The organism is Sphingomonas sp. UV9, from assembly GCF_004101245.1.
Taxonomy (GTDB): Bacteria; Pseudomonadota; Alphaproteobacteria; order Sphingomonadales; family Sphingomonadaceae; genus Sphingomonas.
Map to the genome: position 1 here is coordinate 758,017 of NZ_SCIN01000002.1, position 13,334 is coordinate 771,350.

22 protein-coding genes and 1 tRNA gene are annotated in these 13,334 nt (G+C 65.3%); 14 read left to right on the forward strand and 9 right to left on the reverse strand.

Annotation, left to right across the window (positions count from 1 at the left end; genetic code table 11):
* Positions 1-22: 22 nt before the first annotated feature.
* The 7 genes from EQZ23_RS20235 to EQZ23_RS20245 all read left to right on the forward strand — a co-directional run bounded on the left by EQZ23_RS20235 (position 23) and on the right by EQZ23_RS20245 (position 3,292).
* Positions 23-202 carry a hypothetical protein gene (locus EQZ23_RS20235; RefSeq protein WP_240663461.1) on the forward strand — a complete coding sequence of 60 codons (180 nt, stop codon included), beginning with the start codon at positions 23-25 and terminating at the stop codon, positions 200-202.
* Positions 202-1,101, forward strand: a complete 900-nt coding sequence (locus EQZ23_RS20570) for a phage major tail tube protein (RefSeq protein ID WP_346427819.1) — start codon at positions 202-204, stop codon at positions 1,099-1,101. The genes EQZ23_RS20235 and EQZ23_RS20570 overlap by 1 nt, the downstream gene beginning before the upstream one ends.
* 94 nt (positions 1,102-1,195) lie before the next feature.
* Positions 1,196-1,519, forward strand: a complete 324-nt coding sequence (locus tag EQZ23_RS09855; protein ID WP_128454249.1) for a phage tail assembly protein — start codon at positions 1,196-1,198, stop codon at positions 1,517-1,519.
* Between the two features lie 8 nt (positions 1,520-1,527).
* The gene (locus EQZ23_RS09860; protein WP_128454250.1) at positions 1,528-1,644 is read left to right on the forward strand and encodes a GpE family phage tail protein; all 117 of its coding nucleotides are present in this window, start codon (positions 1,528-1,530) and stop codon (positions 1,642-1,644) included.
* A 3-nt stretch (positions 1,645-1,647) separates the two neighbouring features.
* On the forward strand, positions 1,648-2,301 hold the full coding sequence (locus EQZ23_RS09865) for a hypothetical protein (RefSeq protein WP_128454251.1): 654 nt from the start codon (positions 1,648-1,650) through the stop codon (positions 2,299-2,301).
* Between the two features lie 8 nt (positions 2,302-2,309).
* On the forward strand, positions 2,310-2,690 hold the full coding sequence (locus EQZ23_RS20240; RefSeq protein ID WP_240663463.1) for a hypothetical protein: 381 nt from the start codon (positions 2,310-2,312) through the stop codon (positions 2,688-2,690).
* The gene (locus EQZ23_RS20245) at positions 2,669-3,292 is read left to right on the forward strand and encodes a contractile injection system protein, VgrG/Pvc8 family (protein ID WP_240663465.1); all 624 of its coding nucleotides are present in this window, start codon (positions 2,669-2,671) and stop codon (positions 3,290-3,292) included. Before EQZ23_RS20240 ends, EQZ23_RS20245 begins: the two co-directional genes overlap by 22 nt.
* Before the next feature lies 1 nt (position 3,293).
* On the opposite strand, the gene EQZ23_RS09875 is transcribed toward EQZ23_RS20245, so the two are convergent.
* Together EQZ23_RS09875 and EQZ23_RS09880 are read right to left on the reverse strand one after the other, a co-directional pair.
* Positions 3,294-4,130 carry a class I SAM-dependent methyltransferase gene (locus tag EQZ23_RS09875; RefSeq protein ID WP_128454252.1) on the reverse strand — a complete coding sequence of 279 codons (837 nt, stop codon included), beginning with the start codon at positions 4,128-4,130 and terminating at the stop codon, positions 3,294-3,296.
* A gap of 278 nt (positions 4,131-4,408) precedes the next feature.
* The gene (locus tag EQZ23_RS09880; RefSeq protein WP_128454253.1) at positions 4,409-5,065 is read right to left on the reverse strand and encodes an XRE family transcriptional regulator; all 657 of its coding nucleotides are present in this window, start codon (positions 5,063-5,065) and stop codon (positions 4,409-4,411) included.
* Positions 5,066-5,148: 83 nt separating this feature from the next.
* On the opposite strand from EQZ23_RS09880, the gene EQZ23_RS09885 reads away from it, so the two are divergent.
* The 7 genes from EQZ23_RS09885 (at position 5,149) to EQZ23_RS20255 (ending at position 8,231) form a co-directional block, all read left to right on the forward strand.
* Positions 5,149-5,454, forward strand: coding sequence for a YdaS family helix-turn-helix protein (locus EQZ23_RS09885; RefSeq protein WP_128454254.1), 306 nt, complete (start codon positions 5,149-5,151; stop codon positions 5,452-5,454).
* A 13-nt stretch (positions 5,455-5,467) separates the two neighbouring features.
* On the forward strand, positions 5,468-5,962 hold the full coding sequence (locus EQZ23_RS09890; protein ID WP_128454255.1) for a hypothetical protein: 495 nt from the start codon (positions 5,468-5,470) through the stop codon (positions 5,960-5,962).
* Complete coding sequence (locus EQZ23_RS09895) at positions 5,959-6,279, forward strand: ogr/Delta-like zinc finger family protein (RefSeq protein ID WP_240663467.1); 321 nt, start codon at positions 5,959-5,961, stop codon at positions 6,277-6,279. The genes EQZ23_RS09890 and EQZ23_RS09895 overlap by 4 nt, the downstream gene beginning before the upstream one ends.
* Positions 6,280-6,378: 99 nt before the next feature.
* Positions 6,379-6,810 (forward strand): hypothetical protein, encoded by a 432-nt coding sequence (locus EQZ23_RS09900; RefSeq protein ID WP_128454256.1) that lies wholly within the window; start codon positions 6,379-6,381, stop codon positions 6,808-6,810.
* A complete protein-coding gene (locus EQZ23_RS19800) occupies positions 6,810-6,962 on the forward strand; it encodes a hypothetical protein (RefSeq protein WP_164913418.1) in 153 nt (50 codons plus the stop codon). The genes EQZ23_RS09900 and EQZ23_RS19800 overlap by 1 nt, the downstream gene beginning before the upstream one ends.
* A 94-nt stretch (positions 6,963-7,056) precedes the next feature.
* Complete coding sequence (locus tag EQZ23_RS20250; RefSeq protein ID WP_240663469.1) at positions 7,057-7,572, forward strand: hypothetical protein; 516 nt, start codon at positions 7,057-7,059, stop codon at positions 7,570-7,572.
* Positions 7,506-8,231 carry a tyrosine-type recombinase/integrase gene (locus tag EQZ23_RS20255; protein WP_240663471.1) on the forward strand — a complete coding sequence of 242 codons (726 nt, stop codon included), beginning with the start codon at positions 7,506-7,508 and terminating at the stop codon, positions 8,229-8,231. Before EQZ23_RS20250 ends, EQZ23_RS20255 begins: the two co-directional genes overlap by 67 nt.
* A gap of 4 nt (positions 8,232-8,235) precedes the next feature.
* On the opposite strand, the gene EQZ23_RS09910 is transcribed toward EQZ23_RS20255, so the two are convergent.
* The 7 genes from EQZ23_RS09910 to EQZ23_RS09940 form a co-directional block, all read right to left on the reverse strand.
* A tRNA-Arg gene (locus EQZ23_RS09910) sits at positions 8,236-8,312 on the reverse strand.
* A gap of 51 nt (positions 8,313-8,363) precedes the next feature.
* Complete coding sequence (gene nth, locus EQZ23_RS09915; protein ID WP_128454257.1) at positions 8,364-9,065, reverse strand: endonuclease III; 702 nt, start codon at positions 9,063-9,065, stop codon at positions 8,364-8,366.
* 4 nt (positions 9,066-9,069) lie between these two features.
* Positions 9,070-9,840 carry a 4-hydroxy-tetrahydrodipicolinate reductase gene (gene dapB, locus EQZ23_RS09920; protein WP_128454258.1) on the reverse strand — a complete coding sequence of 257 codons (771 nt, stop codon included), beginning with the start codon at positions 9,838-9,840 and terminating at the stop codon, positions 9,070-9,072.
* A gap of 103 nt (positions 9,841-9,943) precedes the next feature.
* Positions 9,944-10,711, reverse strand: a complete 768-nt coding sequence (locus tag EQZ23_RS09925) for a nucleotidyltransferase family protein (protein WP_128454259.1) — start codon at positions 10,709-10,711, stop codon at positions 9,944-9,946.
* Positions 10,708-11,628, reverse strand: coding sequence for a hypothetical protein (locus EQZ23_RS09930; RefSeq protein ID WP_128454260.1), 921 nt, complete (start codon positions 11,626-11,628; stop codon positions 10,708-10,710). Before EQZ23_RS09930 ends, EQZ23_RS09925 begins: the two co-directional genes overlap by 4 nt.
* Positions 11,625-12,716 (reverse strand): diacylglycerol kinase family protein, encoded by a 1,092-nt coding sequence (locus EQZ23_RS09935; RefSeq protein WP_128454261.1) that lies wholly within the window; start codon positions 12,714-12,716, stop codon positions 11,625-11,627. The genes EQZ23_RS09930 and EQZ23_RS09935 overlap by 4 nt, the downstream gene beginning before the upstream one ends.
* A gap of 89 nt (positions 12,717-12,805) precedes the next feature.
* The gene (locus EQZ23_RS09940; RefSeq protein ID WP_240663473.1) at positions 12,806-13,267 is read right to left on the reverse strand and encodes a DUF2141 domain-containing protein; all 462 of its coding nucleotides are present in this window, start codon (positions 13,265-13,267) and stop codon (positions 12,806-12,808) included.
* Positions 13,268-13,334 lie beyond the last annotated feature (67 nt).

The following is a 13,334-nucleotide window of genomic DNA, read 5'->3' on the forward strand; positions in this document are numbered from 1 at the left end:
ACTGCGCGAGCATTTCCGCCTGGTGCAGCTGCTCGCGGTAGCCGGCGCGATCGGCGTCATGGGCAGGGCCCGCGCCGTCCAGTCACTCCGTCAGGACCTGACGCTCACCACCGCACCGGCCGCCCCATGGGACGTCTACCTTCAAACCGAAGACGGCGAGCCGCTGGAAGACGATTTCGGCACATTCTTCGAGGACGCCTGATGCCCCTGACGCTGACCTTCACGAACGCCGGGCTGGCGCGGTTCACCGCCGCGCAGCTCGGCAATGGCGCGGATCTCCGCGTCTCGGCAATCGGCCTGACCGACAGCGCCATCGTCGTCGCGCCGACCCTGACCGCGCTGCCCGGTGAGTTCCGCCGGGTCGCGACCGTCTCGGGCGCACAGGTCGGTGGCAACATCGTGCACCTCATCGTGCGCGACGACGAGGCCGTCACCTACGCCTTTCGCGCGTTCGCGCTCTACCTGTCGGACGGCACGCTGTTCGCGGTCTACGGCCAGGCCGATCGTATCATGCAGAAAGCTGCGGGCGCGTCGAATATGCTGGCGGTCGATATCGCCTTTCCCGCCGCCAACATCGCCACCGTCAGTTTCGGCGACACCAACTTCCTCAACCCGCCCGCGACGTCGACGACGAAGGGCGCCCGCTACCTCGGTGAGGTGGCGAGCTGCACGTTGCCCAAGCTCACCCGCAAGCTCGAGGACTGGCGCGGGGGCGGCATGGACTCGGCCGTGAAGATCGACATGGGCGGCAACGCCATGGAGATGGAATGGGCGCTCGGCGGGCCGATGGAAGACGTTCTTCGCAAATATGCCGACACCGATATCGCGGGCGTGCAGCTCCGCTTCACCGGTGCCTGGCAGAAGGATGATAGCGGCGACGTCGACCGGATCGAGGTCGTGATCCGCGGCCGTCACGAAGAGATCGACATGGGCGAGGCGAAGCCCGGCGAGGGCGGCGAGTTCAAGGTGAAGACCGCGCTCTCCTACTACAAGCTCACCTGGAACGGCGTGACGCTGATCGAAGCCGATCCGGTGAACGGCGTGCTGATCGTCGGCGGCGTCGATCGCCGCGCTGCGATCCGCAACGCCCTCGACTTCTAACGCGCTGGGGCGCCCCGCCGACGCCCCGCCGACGCCCCGGCCGCTGAGACCTCCCCGGCCGAACCGCGGCCCCGATCCACGAAAGACCCATGTCATGACCGACAAGACCACGCTCACCAGCTCGATCAGCCTGCGCACCATCACGTTCGATTTTCCTCTGAAGGTCGGCAATGCGACTATCGAATCCGTTCAGGTCCGCAAGCCCGCCTCGGGCGAACTCCGTGGCACCACCATCATGGCGCTGTCGCAGATCGACTACACCGCGCTCGAAACGGTGCTGCCGCGCATCACCACGCCGCAGCTCACCAAGCACGACATCGGCCAGCTCGACCCGGCCGACTTCATGCAGCTCGGTGGCGAGGTTATGGATTTTTTGCTGCCGAAGTCCGCGAAGGATGCGGGCTCCCCAACGACGTAAGCGATGCGATGGCGGATATCGCCCTCGTGTTTCACTGGTCCCCCGACGTCATGGGCACGATGCCGCTCGCAGAACTCATGGAATGGCGGACTAAAGCGGCCAAGCGCCACAATCCTGAAAGCTGACGCATGGCCGATCGCAACCTCCGTATCCGTATGCTGCTGGAAGCGGGTGACAAGATCACCCGCCCCCTTCGCGATATCGCCAACGGATCCACACGCGCCGCGCAGGCCCTGAAGCTGACGCGCGACAAGCTGAAAGAGATCGAGCGCGCGCAGGCCGACGTCGGCGGCTTCCGCGAACTGAAGGCGGGGCTGCGCACGACCGAGCAGGCGATGCAGGCCGCGCAGACGAAGGTCGGCCGTCTCGCCCAGGAGATCGAGCAGACCGCCACCCCGATCCGCGCTATGACGCGCGAATTCGAACGGGCGAAACGCGAAGAGCAGCAGCTCACCCGCCAGCACGATCTGGACGGTCGCGCCCTGCAAGAACTGTCCCTGCGCCTGCATGCGGCCGGCGTCGACGTCAACGATCTGGCGGGGCATGAACGACGGCTGACCGCGGCTATCGCAGTCAGCACGGCTGTGCCGGCTGTGGCGACCGGCATGCCAGCCGGCGGGCCGTCGAACGCGACACGAGCATCGGCACCGCTCGCCGCCCCGGCGCCGATCACGATCAAGGTCTACGGCGCACCGGGGCAGAGCGCCGAAGACATCGCGAAGGCCGTTCGGGATGCCTTGGTGGATTATCAACGCGAGCAGGCAGCGACGGTAAAGATCTGACAGGTACGTTGCAGCAGGACGTCGCCGCGGTCGACGGCAGGATCCGCAAGCGGCTTATCTCCCTGTCGCTTTCCGAAAAGCGCGGTGAAGCGGCCGACCAGCTCGACATCGTACTGTCCGACGCAGACGGGCGCCTGGCGCTGCCCAAGACCGGCGCGGTGTTGGCCGTGCAACTCGGCTGGAAACAGGGCAGCGACGTCAAGATCGGCGTGGTCGACAAGGGCAGCTTCAAGGTGGACGAGGTCGCGCATTCTGGCCCGCCCGACGTGATCACGATTCGCGCGCGGTCGGTCGACTTCACGAGCGATCTGACGACCAGCCGCGAAAAGAGCTGGCACGGCACGACCCTCGGCGCGATAGTCGACAGGTGGCGAAGCATCATGGACTGAAGCCGAGCTGCGCGCCTGCGCTGGCGTCGATCGCGGTCAAGGGCAAGGCACAGAGCCGGGAGAGCGATCTCGCCTTCCTGCGCCGCCTCGGGCGAGAACACGACGCCATCGCCACGATCAAGCGCGGCCGGTTGATCCTGTCGCCGATCGGGAAGGCCACGTCACCGGCCGGCCGCGCGCTGCCGGCGTTGACGATCAACCGGTACGACGGAGACACCCACAACTTCAGCCGCCAGAAGCGCGACGACGTTCCCGGCGTGTCCGCCACATGGCACGACCGCAAGGGCGGCAAGCGCGAGACCTTCACCGCAGGCAAGGTCGACGGCGCGAAGAAGCTGTCTCGCGTCTACGGGACCGAGGCTGATGCCAGCGCGGCGGCGAATGCGGCCCATAGTCGCGCCCAGCGCGAACCGGTCTCACTGGATCTCAGCCTCGCGCTCGGCCGGCCGGATATCTCGCCCGAACAGAAAACGACCGTCGTCGGCTATAAGAATGAGATCGATGCCGCGGCTTGGATCGTCGGCGAAGTGTCGCATAGCGTTGGCGATCGGGGGTACGTGACTAAATTGAAGCTTGAAACGGTAAAGGCAAAAGACGGTTGAGTTAGGCAAGTGCGACTTTAGTGCCGATCGAAACCCAGTACGGCACACCGTCGCGGAAGCTAACATTCTCCAAACCAGCAGCCTCCATCATTCTGGTGATCTGAGCCTTGGTGAAACGCTGCTCAAGTCGCGTCCCAAAGCGGTCTAGAGCGTCTGTCCGCATCGTATAGAAGCTATACTTGCGATACGAACTAAGCGGCATCCCATCGACGTTGCCTCCAAAGCTCTCGACAATCCGGGAAGCTTGAGCAGCCGGCCAGTAGACAGTTGCTGCTATCACTGAAGTGATCGCCTTGCGCGGCCCTATCGGGAGCTTGGATATCCCGCGGCGGAGCACGTCGGAGCTTTTCCATGCTGCCCTGAACCATGGAGGCCGCTGGTCGAAGGCATAATAGAGGTAGACCAGAAACGGAGCGCCAGGCTTAAGCTTCGCGACCGCGTCTTTCAGTGCTTTAGCGGTGTCTGGAATATGATGCAGCACGCCAAGAGAGTAGCCGAAATCTTGACTGTCGTCAGCCAGCGGTATTGCCCCGGCATCAGCCAAGTGAAACTGGACGTTCTTTTCTCGAGTCAAACGCCGCTTAGCAACGGCTAGTGCAGCCTCGGCCGGATCTATGCAATGAAGAGTACCGACCTTGGGAGCAACGCCGGCCGCCCAACGGCCAGACCCACACCCGAGGTCAAAGCCTACCGCATCGGCTCGCAAAGTTTCGAAATCCAATAGGGAAAAATAGCCGTCAAAGTGATGCTGCCACTCGGCATTCGTCATCGCAGTTTGATCGAATGCCGCCCACTCTTCGCCGAAACCCTCGACAGTCGCAGTATCAATATTACGCATCTACTACTCTCACCACCTTACATCAATAGAACTGGTAGATGTGAATGAACGCAATCACATCTACGCATGCTTGATAGCAATGGCGGTAATAAATACTAGATTTTTATGCCAATACGACTGAAATGGTTCAGAAAGTATGTCACTGCAACCAGAACGACTTCTTTTGATTACTATGCAGCCTCTACGGATGCCAGATTGCAATGAAACGGCTCTGTGCCCCGGATAATCCATCCTGCGCCTTTAAAGTCGCCATCTGTGATAGCCCCCGCGAAACAGCGCTAAGCCGGTTTTACGACGCGAGTGATACGGCCGATTATGTTGATTTCGTCGGGGTGGGCCGTGTCAGCTGGCACCTCACCGTTATCTGAAAGGATCGTGACCTTGTCGCCGCGGATGCGCAGGCGCTTGATCATCGCCATGTCGCCGATCGTGAAGGCCCAGATTAGATCCTGATCCTCGACGCGGCGTTCCGATCGGTCGATCAGTACCATGTCGCCATCGCTGATCGTCGGCGACATCGAGTCGCCCTTGCCGCGCGCCCAGGCAAGATGTGCGGGCGCGCTATGTGTGAGCTGGTCGACCCAGATTTTGGGGAAGTGGACGAGATCAACGCCGATCCGGTCATCGGCGAATGTCGCGCCCATGCCATAGGCCATGTCGACCATGGCGATCTCGACCAGGTCGAGATGCTCAGCGATGTCTTTGCCGGTGGGGGTTGGTACCGCTCCGGCGGAGGGATCGTCGGATTCACCGGTAAGGTATTCCGGTGTTGTTCCGAGCGCTCGCGCGATCTTGTGCAGATGTGATGACCCGCCAGGATTGTTGCCGACAATTTTTGCGATTGCGCCTTGGGTGATTCCGACCAAACGCGCCAGCTCACTCTGCGAAAGGCTATTCGCTTCCATCAGGGTTCGGACACGCGTGCTATCAATCACCCGAACACGCTATCACTTCTGGAATACGCAGCTATCGCACTTTTTTGCTGACTAATGTATTCCTGCGGTAATAGATGGGGAGCATGAACAACGCGGCATCCCCTGTCGAAGCGCTCAACAGCGCCGTTGAGATCGCAGGATCGCAGTCTGCTATGTCGCGCATTTGCGGCGTTGGTCAGCCTGCAGTCTGGAAGTGGCTTCAGATCGGCAAGCGATTGCCCGCGGAGTATTGTCTCTCCGTCGAGGCGGCCACTGGTGTGTCGAAGCACCTGCTGCGTCCGGATATCTATCCTGCGGATCTCTCGTCGATTTCTCTCCCTGCTGACGATGCATCCGGATCCATAGGCCTTGGTGGCCCGACCGTCGATTTCGATCGGGCCACCTTTTGAAGAGGCCAGGGGCATGACCGAGGTACGCATACCAAATGGCTTCGCAGCGGCTATGAAGCAGATCGCAGATCTGATCGACTGGCCTGCATGTGCCGAGATCGCTGGTAAGACTGTGCGCAACGTCCAATATTGGGGGCAGGATAGTTGCTCGGCCACCCCGCCGATCGCCACCGCTCTCGCGCTCGACGTTGCGTTTCAAAAAGCTGGCGGTCAGGGCGCACCGTTTCGCGACGCGTATGTGTTCCAATTTAGGGAAGTCATGACGGCGCAGGATGCCTGCCGTCGCGCGCTGGCGGAGGCCATCGCTGAGGTTGCTCGCGAAAGCGGCGATGCGCTCGCCGCGTCGATCGAAATTACCCAATCCGACGCCTCGCCGCTGTCGACGCTTCGTGCGTCCGCCGAGGTCGGCCAGTTGCTCGCTGCCGCCAACCGGCTGGCGCGACGCCTGGTGCCTTTCGATACGGCCGGCGTGTTGCCGGTCGCACGGGAAACCGGGGGCCTACAATGACGACCAAGAGAACACTTATCAGACTGCCTGCCATCGCCTGCCCGCATTGCGAAGCGAAGGCTATCGTACGCGACAGCACCGAGATCACGCCGATGGTGCGCGAGCTGCGGCTTAGCTGCACCAATGACGACTGCAAGCATACGTTCGTGGCGCAGCTCAGCGTCATCCGCACGATCCGCCCCAGCGACATGGCCCGGGAGGACGTCCGCCTCCCTTTGGGGGCTTGGTTGAGGCGCCCGGCCAAGGACGATCATCCCAACCCGGCAAACGACGATCACGGCTTAGCCGCCGCGATCGCTGCGACCATGCCCACCTGATCCTCGCGGCCTGGGCCGCATCCGTCACGACCAAGACCGACCCGAACCGAAAGCCCCAGCTTCCGGAAACGCCACCCCCTTGTCTGAAAGGATTGCCCAATGATCCATTTCGCGATGCCAGCCGAACGGAGCCGCCCGGCTCCGTTGCTCCTCCCGCCGCTGAGCCTCGCCGGCTATCTGAAGCTCCGCCGCAAGGCTGCTGGTCTTTCGGTCGACGCCGTCGCGCAGCGGATCTCGGCGAACAATCAGTCCGAGGCGCGGGCGCTGGTGTGCCTCCTCGAAACCGAAGGTACCAAGGCATGCTACCGCGAAACGATCGACGCGTTCGCCGATGCCTTCCCGATCGACGCCGACGTCTACCTGCAGCTGCGCGATACGCCCGCCGATCAGCACCCCCGGATCTGCCGCGGTTGTGGCTGCAGCGAATGGGATCCGTGCGTCGCCGGCGACGGCTCGCATAGCTGCGCCTGGCACGGCGTCGCCACTTGCACGCGCTGCGTCGGTGAACCAGCCGTTCCGGTGCACCAGTGATGGGCGCCGCCGCCATCGGCCACTCCCGCGCCGAGCGCCGCATGCGCCACCGCCGTGCCGCCAAGATCGTTCTCCTGGTGGCCTCTGCGGTGATCTGGGTTCCGATCGCAATCATCATGCTCGCCGCCCGCGTGTCGGATCGGCGCGGCTGATGATGCACGATATCCTTTTGGGCGCCGCCCTCGCCGTATTCGGTAGCGCAGGCGCAACGGCGATCGGCGTGGTCGTCGCGACGATCGCCCCACAATGGCAGCGGATTTGCCGCTTGGCGTTGGTCAACATCGAGCCATCGATCTCGACCAGCGCCGTCTGCATGCCTGGCTACCGAAGCACGTCAGCACGTTCCGCGACCGGCATGGGAAGGCCCATTACCGGTATCGCCGGACGGGCTTCGTCACCTATTACTTTAAACACGAACCGGGGACCGACGCGTTTCTGGCTGAGCTGCGCGCGTGCAACGACGGCGTCAGCGCCCCTGAGATCGAAACGGGCGCCAACCGCGCCGCCGTCGGTACCTTCGACGACCTGCTGTCCCGCTACTACCGCTCCCCCGACTTCCTCGATCCGGGCGAACGGACCCGCGTCGTTTATCGCGGGACGCTGGAGCGCTGGAGCGCTGGCGCGCGCGGTCGCGCAAGGGGCGGCGTTACGGCGAGATCATGGTCCGCGAGCTGCAGCCCCGCCACGTTGAGGCAATGCTCGCCGAACTGTTGCCGCATCGGACCTCGGCGAACATGCTGCGCAAGCGGCTCTCGGCGTTGATGAAGTTCGCTATGCGCATCGGTATGGCCGGTACGAACCCGGTCGTTGTCACGCGCCCGTTCAATGTCATTGGCGGGGGCTTCCATAGCTGGACCGAGGAAGAGATCGCGGCGTACGAACGCCGCCACGCGGTCGGCACGGTAGCGCGCCTCGCGTTCGACCTGATGATCTGGACCGGCCAGCGCGGCGGCGATGCCTGCAAGATGGGCCCCGTCAGCATCCGTGACACCAGGCTCGAACTCACCCAGGAAAAGACGCAGGTTTTCGTCTCACTCCCGATCATGCCCGGCCTGACCGAATCCATCTTGGCCACGCCGACGGTCGGCGCGATCTTCGTCGTGACCGAGTTCGGCAAGCAGTTCTCGGTGAAGGGCTTCGGCAACAAATTCCGCCAGTGGTGCGACGAGGCCGGCCTGCCCAACTGCTCGGCGCACGGCCTTCGCAAAGCCGCCGCGCGCCGCTTCGCCGAGGCGGGCTGCTCGAATCAAGAGATCAAGGCCTGGACCGGTCACACGACCGACAGCGAGGTCGCGCGCTACACCGCAGCGGCCGATCAACGCACGCTTTCAGACACCGCCGCAGACAAGCTTCTGGCTAACCTTGCGGAAAGGTTAGCCAAAGATGCCGCTAAGGCATTGAAAACAGGGGAAAATAAATGAAGTTTGGTGCACCCGACTGGATTCGAACCAGTGGCCTCTGCCTTCGGAGGGCAGCGCTCTATCCAGCTGAGCTACGGGTGCCGGATGGCTCGCCTAGCAAAGCGAAACGGGGTGCGCCAGACGTTTTCGTGTTCAGGGCGTCGCGGTCGTCGGATCGGTGAGCGCTTCCTGCGCCGCAGGCGGTGCCGATTTGCTCTTCGGCGGCGCGGTCTTGGGTTTGTACGCGCAGAGATCGCTGACGATGCAGCGCCAGCATTCGGGCGTCCGCGCCTTGCAGACGTAGCGGCCGTGCAGGATCAGCCAGTGATGCGCGTGCAGGCGGAACGGCTGCGGCGTGGCCTTGTCGAGCTTGAGTTCGACGGCGAGCGGGGTCTTGCCGCGCGCCAGGCCGGTGCGGTTGCCGACGCGAAAGATGTGCGTGTCGACCGCGAAGGTCTCCGCACCGAACGCGACGTTGAGCACGACGTTGGCGGTCTTTCGACCGACACCGGGCAGGCGCTCCAGTGCGGCACGGTCGTTGGGGACTTCGCCGCCATAGTCGTCGATCAGCATCTGTGAGAGCGCGATGACGTTCTTCGCCTTGGTGTTGAACAGCCCGATCGTCTTGATGTGGCGCTTCAGTTCGTCGAGCCCGAGCGCGACCATCTTCTCGGGCGTGTCGACCTCGCGGAACAGGGCGCGCGTCGCCTTGTTGACGCCTACGTCGGTGGTCTGCGCGGACAGCGCGACCGCCACGACGAGCGTGTACGGGTTGACGAATTCGAGCTCGGTTTCGGGGTGCGGATCGGCCTCGGCCAGACGCGCGTAGAACTCGATGACGTCGGCCTTCTTCACCGTATTAAAGTCCGAGCACGTCGCCCATCCGGTAGCGCCCGGCTGGCTGTCCCGCGAGCCAGATCGCCGCACGGACCGCCCCGCGGGCGAAGATCGAGCGATCGTCGCCGCGGTGGTTGAGTTCGATCCGCTCGCCTTCGCCCGCGAAGATCACGCTGTGGTCGCCGATGACCGATCCGCCACGGAGCGATGCGAAGCCGATCGTGCCTTCGCTGCGCGCGCCGACCAGGCCGGCGCGGCTGTCGACGCGGAGCTCGGCGAGCGACGATCCGCGGCCTTTGGCGGCAGCGTCGCCGAGCAGGAGCGCGGTGCCCGATGGCGCGTCGACCTTGTGCTTATGGTGCATCTCGACGATCTCGACGTCCCAGTCGGGGCCCAGTCGCGCGGCGGCTTCGCGGACGAGGATGCCGAGCAGCGTCACGCCGAGCGAGGTGTTGCCGGTCTGGAGGATCGCGATGTCGGCGGCGGCGGCGTCGATCATCGACTGGTGCTGCGGCGAGAGGCCGGTCGTGCCGATCACGATAGCGGTACCGGCGGCACGCGCGGCAGCGAGGTGCGCCTCGACGGCGGAGGAGGTGGAGAAATCGACCAGCACGTTGGCGGTCCGTGCGAGCGGGGCAGGGTCTTCGCCGGCATCGACACCGCCGGCGAGCGACGCGCCCGCCGCCTCGATCGCATCGACGATCGCGCGGCCCATGCGTCCGGCGCTGCCGTAGATGCCGATCGCGGGCGAATGCTTTGCGGTCGGGGCGGGGTGGGGCGCGAGCGTCTGCATGGCTCGCGCTTTGCACCAAGCGGCGGTTCGGGGACAGGGGGGAGCGGTAGCCTGAGGCAATTTCTCCGCGAAAGATGACACTGTCGGCGGCGCGGTACCCGCCTCAGGGGCGCGTGGTCAGCTCCCGGACGAGATCGAGGTCGGCTGGTTTGTCGACATCGACCGCCGCGAGGCCGAACGGGGTCGCCACCGCGGCGGCGTCGAGGCCGGCGAGACGTCCGAGATGCGCGAGCGCGGCGACCAGCGTCAGGCGGCCGGACATGTACCGGACCAGCGTGCCGATGCCGAGCCGACGGACGATCCGCCAGGGCCGCTTGCGATCCGCCTCGACCTGCGCCCACAGATCGAGTGCGGCGACCGAGCGGGGCGTGGCGAAGTGGAACAGGTTGCAGCCCGACCAGGCGCCATCGGCGAAGCGCAGATAGGTACGGCGCGTGCCCGGCGCGGCGGCCTCGATCACGTCCTGGCGTGCGAGCAACGCGGCGACGTCGGCGTGAGCGGGCACGTCGGCGAGGAAGCGTGTGATCCATTCGGGCCGGAGCAGCGCGTGATCCGCGGTGGTGACGAGCAGTGGCGTGCCGAGCGCCTCGATGCCGTCGCGGACGCTGCGACTGGGGCCGGATGCGGCGGTCAGGACGGTGAGGCCTAGCGCGGTGGCGGCGGCGCGGACGGCATCGTCGGACACCGAAACTGCGATCTGCGTCGCACCGGCCTCGCGCAACGCCTGCGCGACGCGGGCGAGCAGGGTCTGGCCGTCGAGCAGGATCAGCGCCTTGTGCGAGACGCCGGCATAGGCCGCCACGGGGTCGACGCCGCCGCGCGATCCGGCGAGGATCAGCGCGCTGAATCCTCCCTTAGCCGTGGCGATCATACCGTCTTGGTCCCTGTCTGCGCCCGCGATCGCCAGACCCGCCAGAACACGCCGGGCGCCGCGAGGATCGGGTGCTTCTCGCGCCAGGGAGTCAGCGGCACGGCGACGCCGGTGTGGCGTTCGACCTTCCAGATGCCGTAGCGGGCGGCGCCCTCGAAGGTGAAGGCGGCGCGCACCAGACGGGCGATGTTGAGTGGTTTGCCGGCGCGTCGGCGGTGCGCCCAGGCCTGGAGCAGGGCGCGACGTCGTGCCGGCGCCAATTCGGGTTTCAGCATGCCGGCCTCGTCGCGGAACGCGATGCCGTCCGCGGTCCAGGCGAGCGGGAGGAGCTCGTCATAGCGCGCTGGATCGAAGCCGAGGATCTGCCCCTCGCGGCCCTTGCGTTCGACGCGGAGCTCGGCGGCGTAGGTCTGGCGGAACAGCGCGCGCCAATAGTCGTCGGCGGTGCCCGTTTCGGGGCCGAGCGCGGCAGCAAAGCGCGCGGCGGACTTGGCCGCGTCAGCGATGGCCTCGGCAACCTGCCTCGCGGTGTCCGGATCGCGCACCCAGACCAGTGCCGAGGGTTGCACGAACCGGGTCCAGATCGTCGTGTCGAGCGTCCGCGCCGCCGCTGCTTTCGCGAAGGTGGCCAGCCGCATGGTGGCGATCTTGGCGCGCAACGTCTCGCCGTGCAGGTCGAATTCGCGGTAACTGACGGTCGGCCACATGCCCCGCTCGGGCGGGCCCGCGGTCAGGACGTAGAAATCGAGCACGCCCTCGGTCGCGCCGGTACGCAGGTTCGAGCCGTAGAACAGCACCGCCACGGTTTCGGACGCTCCTGGAGCAATCCCTCCAGCAAGTAAGGCCGCAACGTCGCGGACTGCCGGGATGGTTGGGACGTGCAACTGGCGGCGGACGACGTCGCCGAGCGTGATCACGGGACGACGAAACTGAGCGCGCGCGCTTCGCGGACGGTCAGGTCGCCGCCGGGATAGACTTCGCCGTCGAGGATGAAGCCGGAGTCGATCGACAGGTCGAAGCTCGGTGTATCGATCCGGTGATAGCCCGCGCGGTCGAGCCAGGCGGCGGGCGAACCGGCGACGATCAGCGGGGTCGCAGCGGCGAGCCAGCGCGGCGGCGCGTCGACGACCAGCGTCTTGAGCCCGGCGCGGGGTACGCCGAACGGACGGATGCCGATCGGCATGCGCTTCAGCGTCGACGCGAGCAGGATATAGCGCGCGCGATCGGTTTCGGCATGTTTGCCGGCGGCGTGTACGCCCTCGTCACCGCGAGACTGGAAGCGGATCCGCATCCGGTTGCCGGCGCGCCACGCGCTGTTTGCGCCGCCGAACAGCGTCTGCAGGATCGCCCAGCACAGCGCGAGCCCGACCGCGACGCCGTTGAAGGCGCCCGCGCGGTGTGTCCGTTGCGCGAGCGCGGTGGCGTCGACGAACGCGCCTGCGCCGAACAGGAAGCCGCACAGTTTCGCGCCGCTGTCCTTGCGGATCACTTCGACCGGGCTGCGCAGCTTGACGCGACCATGGCGCGCCGCGGTCAGCGCCTGATCGAGCGTCCAGGTGTCGGGAATGCCGAGATCGAGCGCGAGCGCGTTGGTCTTGCCCGAGGGGACGATCGCGACACGCGGCGCGGCGCCGGTCCAGACGCGCGCGGCAGCGGTCATCACGTCGCGGATCGTGCCGTCGCCGCCGTCGATCACGAGCAATTCGATGCCGTGGCGTGCGAAATCGGTCAGCACCTCGGCCAGTTCGTCCTGGGTCCGCGGCGTGACGGCCAGCACGGTGCCCGACAGGAACGGCTTGGTCGCCTCGACGCTGCTGCGGTTGCGGTGGCTCTTCGGGTTGCAAATGATGCCGGTGCGGATCTTCGCGGCGGCTTCGCGCGGGTTCACGCTGGTCCGTTCGGACGCGGGCGAATCGAACATCCCCTCTGGCAGCCAGGCAGGGGCCACCGGAGGAGAGAGCGATTGCCTGCCAAAGGCGTCGAAGGTCGAAACAGCATCAGCCACGATATATAGATACCCGTCACGGTACAGAACCGCTACAAATTTGTGTCAGCAAGATTTCCGTTCCGCGTCAGTCGCAGTCCGGACGCACATTATCGGCGGTAGCGCATCTTCATCCGGACGATGGTTCCGGATGCCGGCAGGGCCGTGCGGGCCGATTCGAACGACGGCAGCCCGATCGAGGTCGGCGCGTCGTTGGAGAAGCCGAAGCCCTCCTTCGGCATGAACAGCGTTCGGTTGAAATCATGATCGCTGTTCTCGTCGTGATATTGCGCGATCGCGTAATAGCCGGGCTTCAGCCAAAAACAGGCGCGCGGGTTCTCCGCCGACACGCGCGCGCGCGCCAGCTTCGCGCCTTTCGCCAGGAACCGCTTCTTGTCGTCGGGATACACCGTGAACGCGACTTCGCCGACATGGTTGTGCATTGTCGTCGCCTCCAGGATCAGCTTGGCGTTGCCATTGCCCGGCGTGCCTTCGCACGTCTCGGCGGCACGTGCCTGGACCGGCGCGAGCACGGCGACCGCACCCAGCGCCATAAGGAATACATGGTTCATCGGCAGACTAAGACCCGAAAAAAGTGGCGATAGAGCGGCGCGCAGATGACATTTGCGACGTGAACGA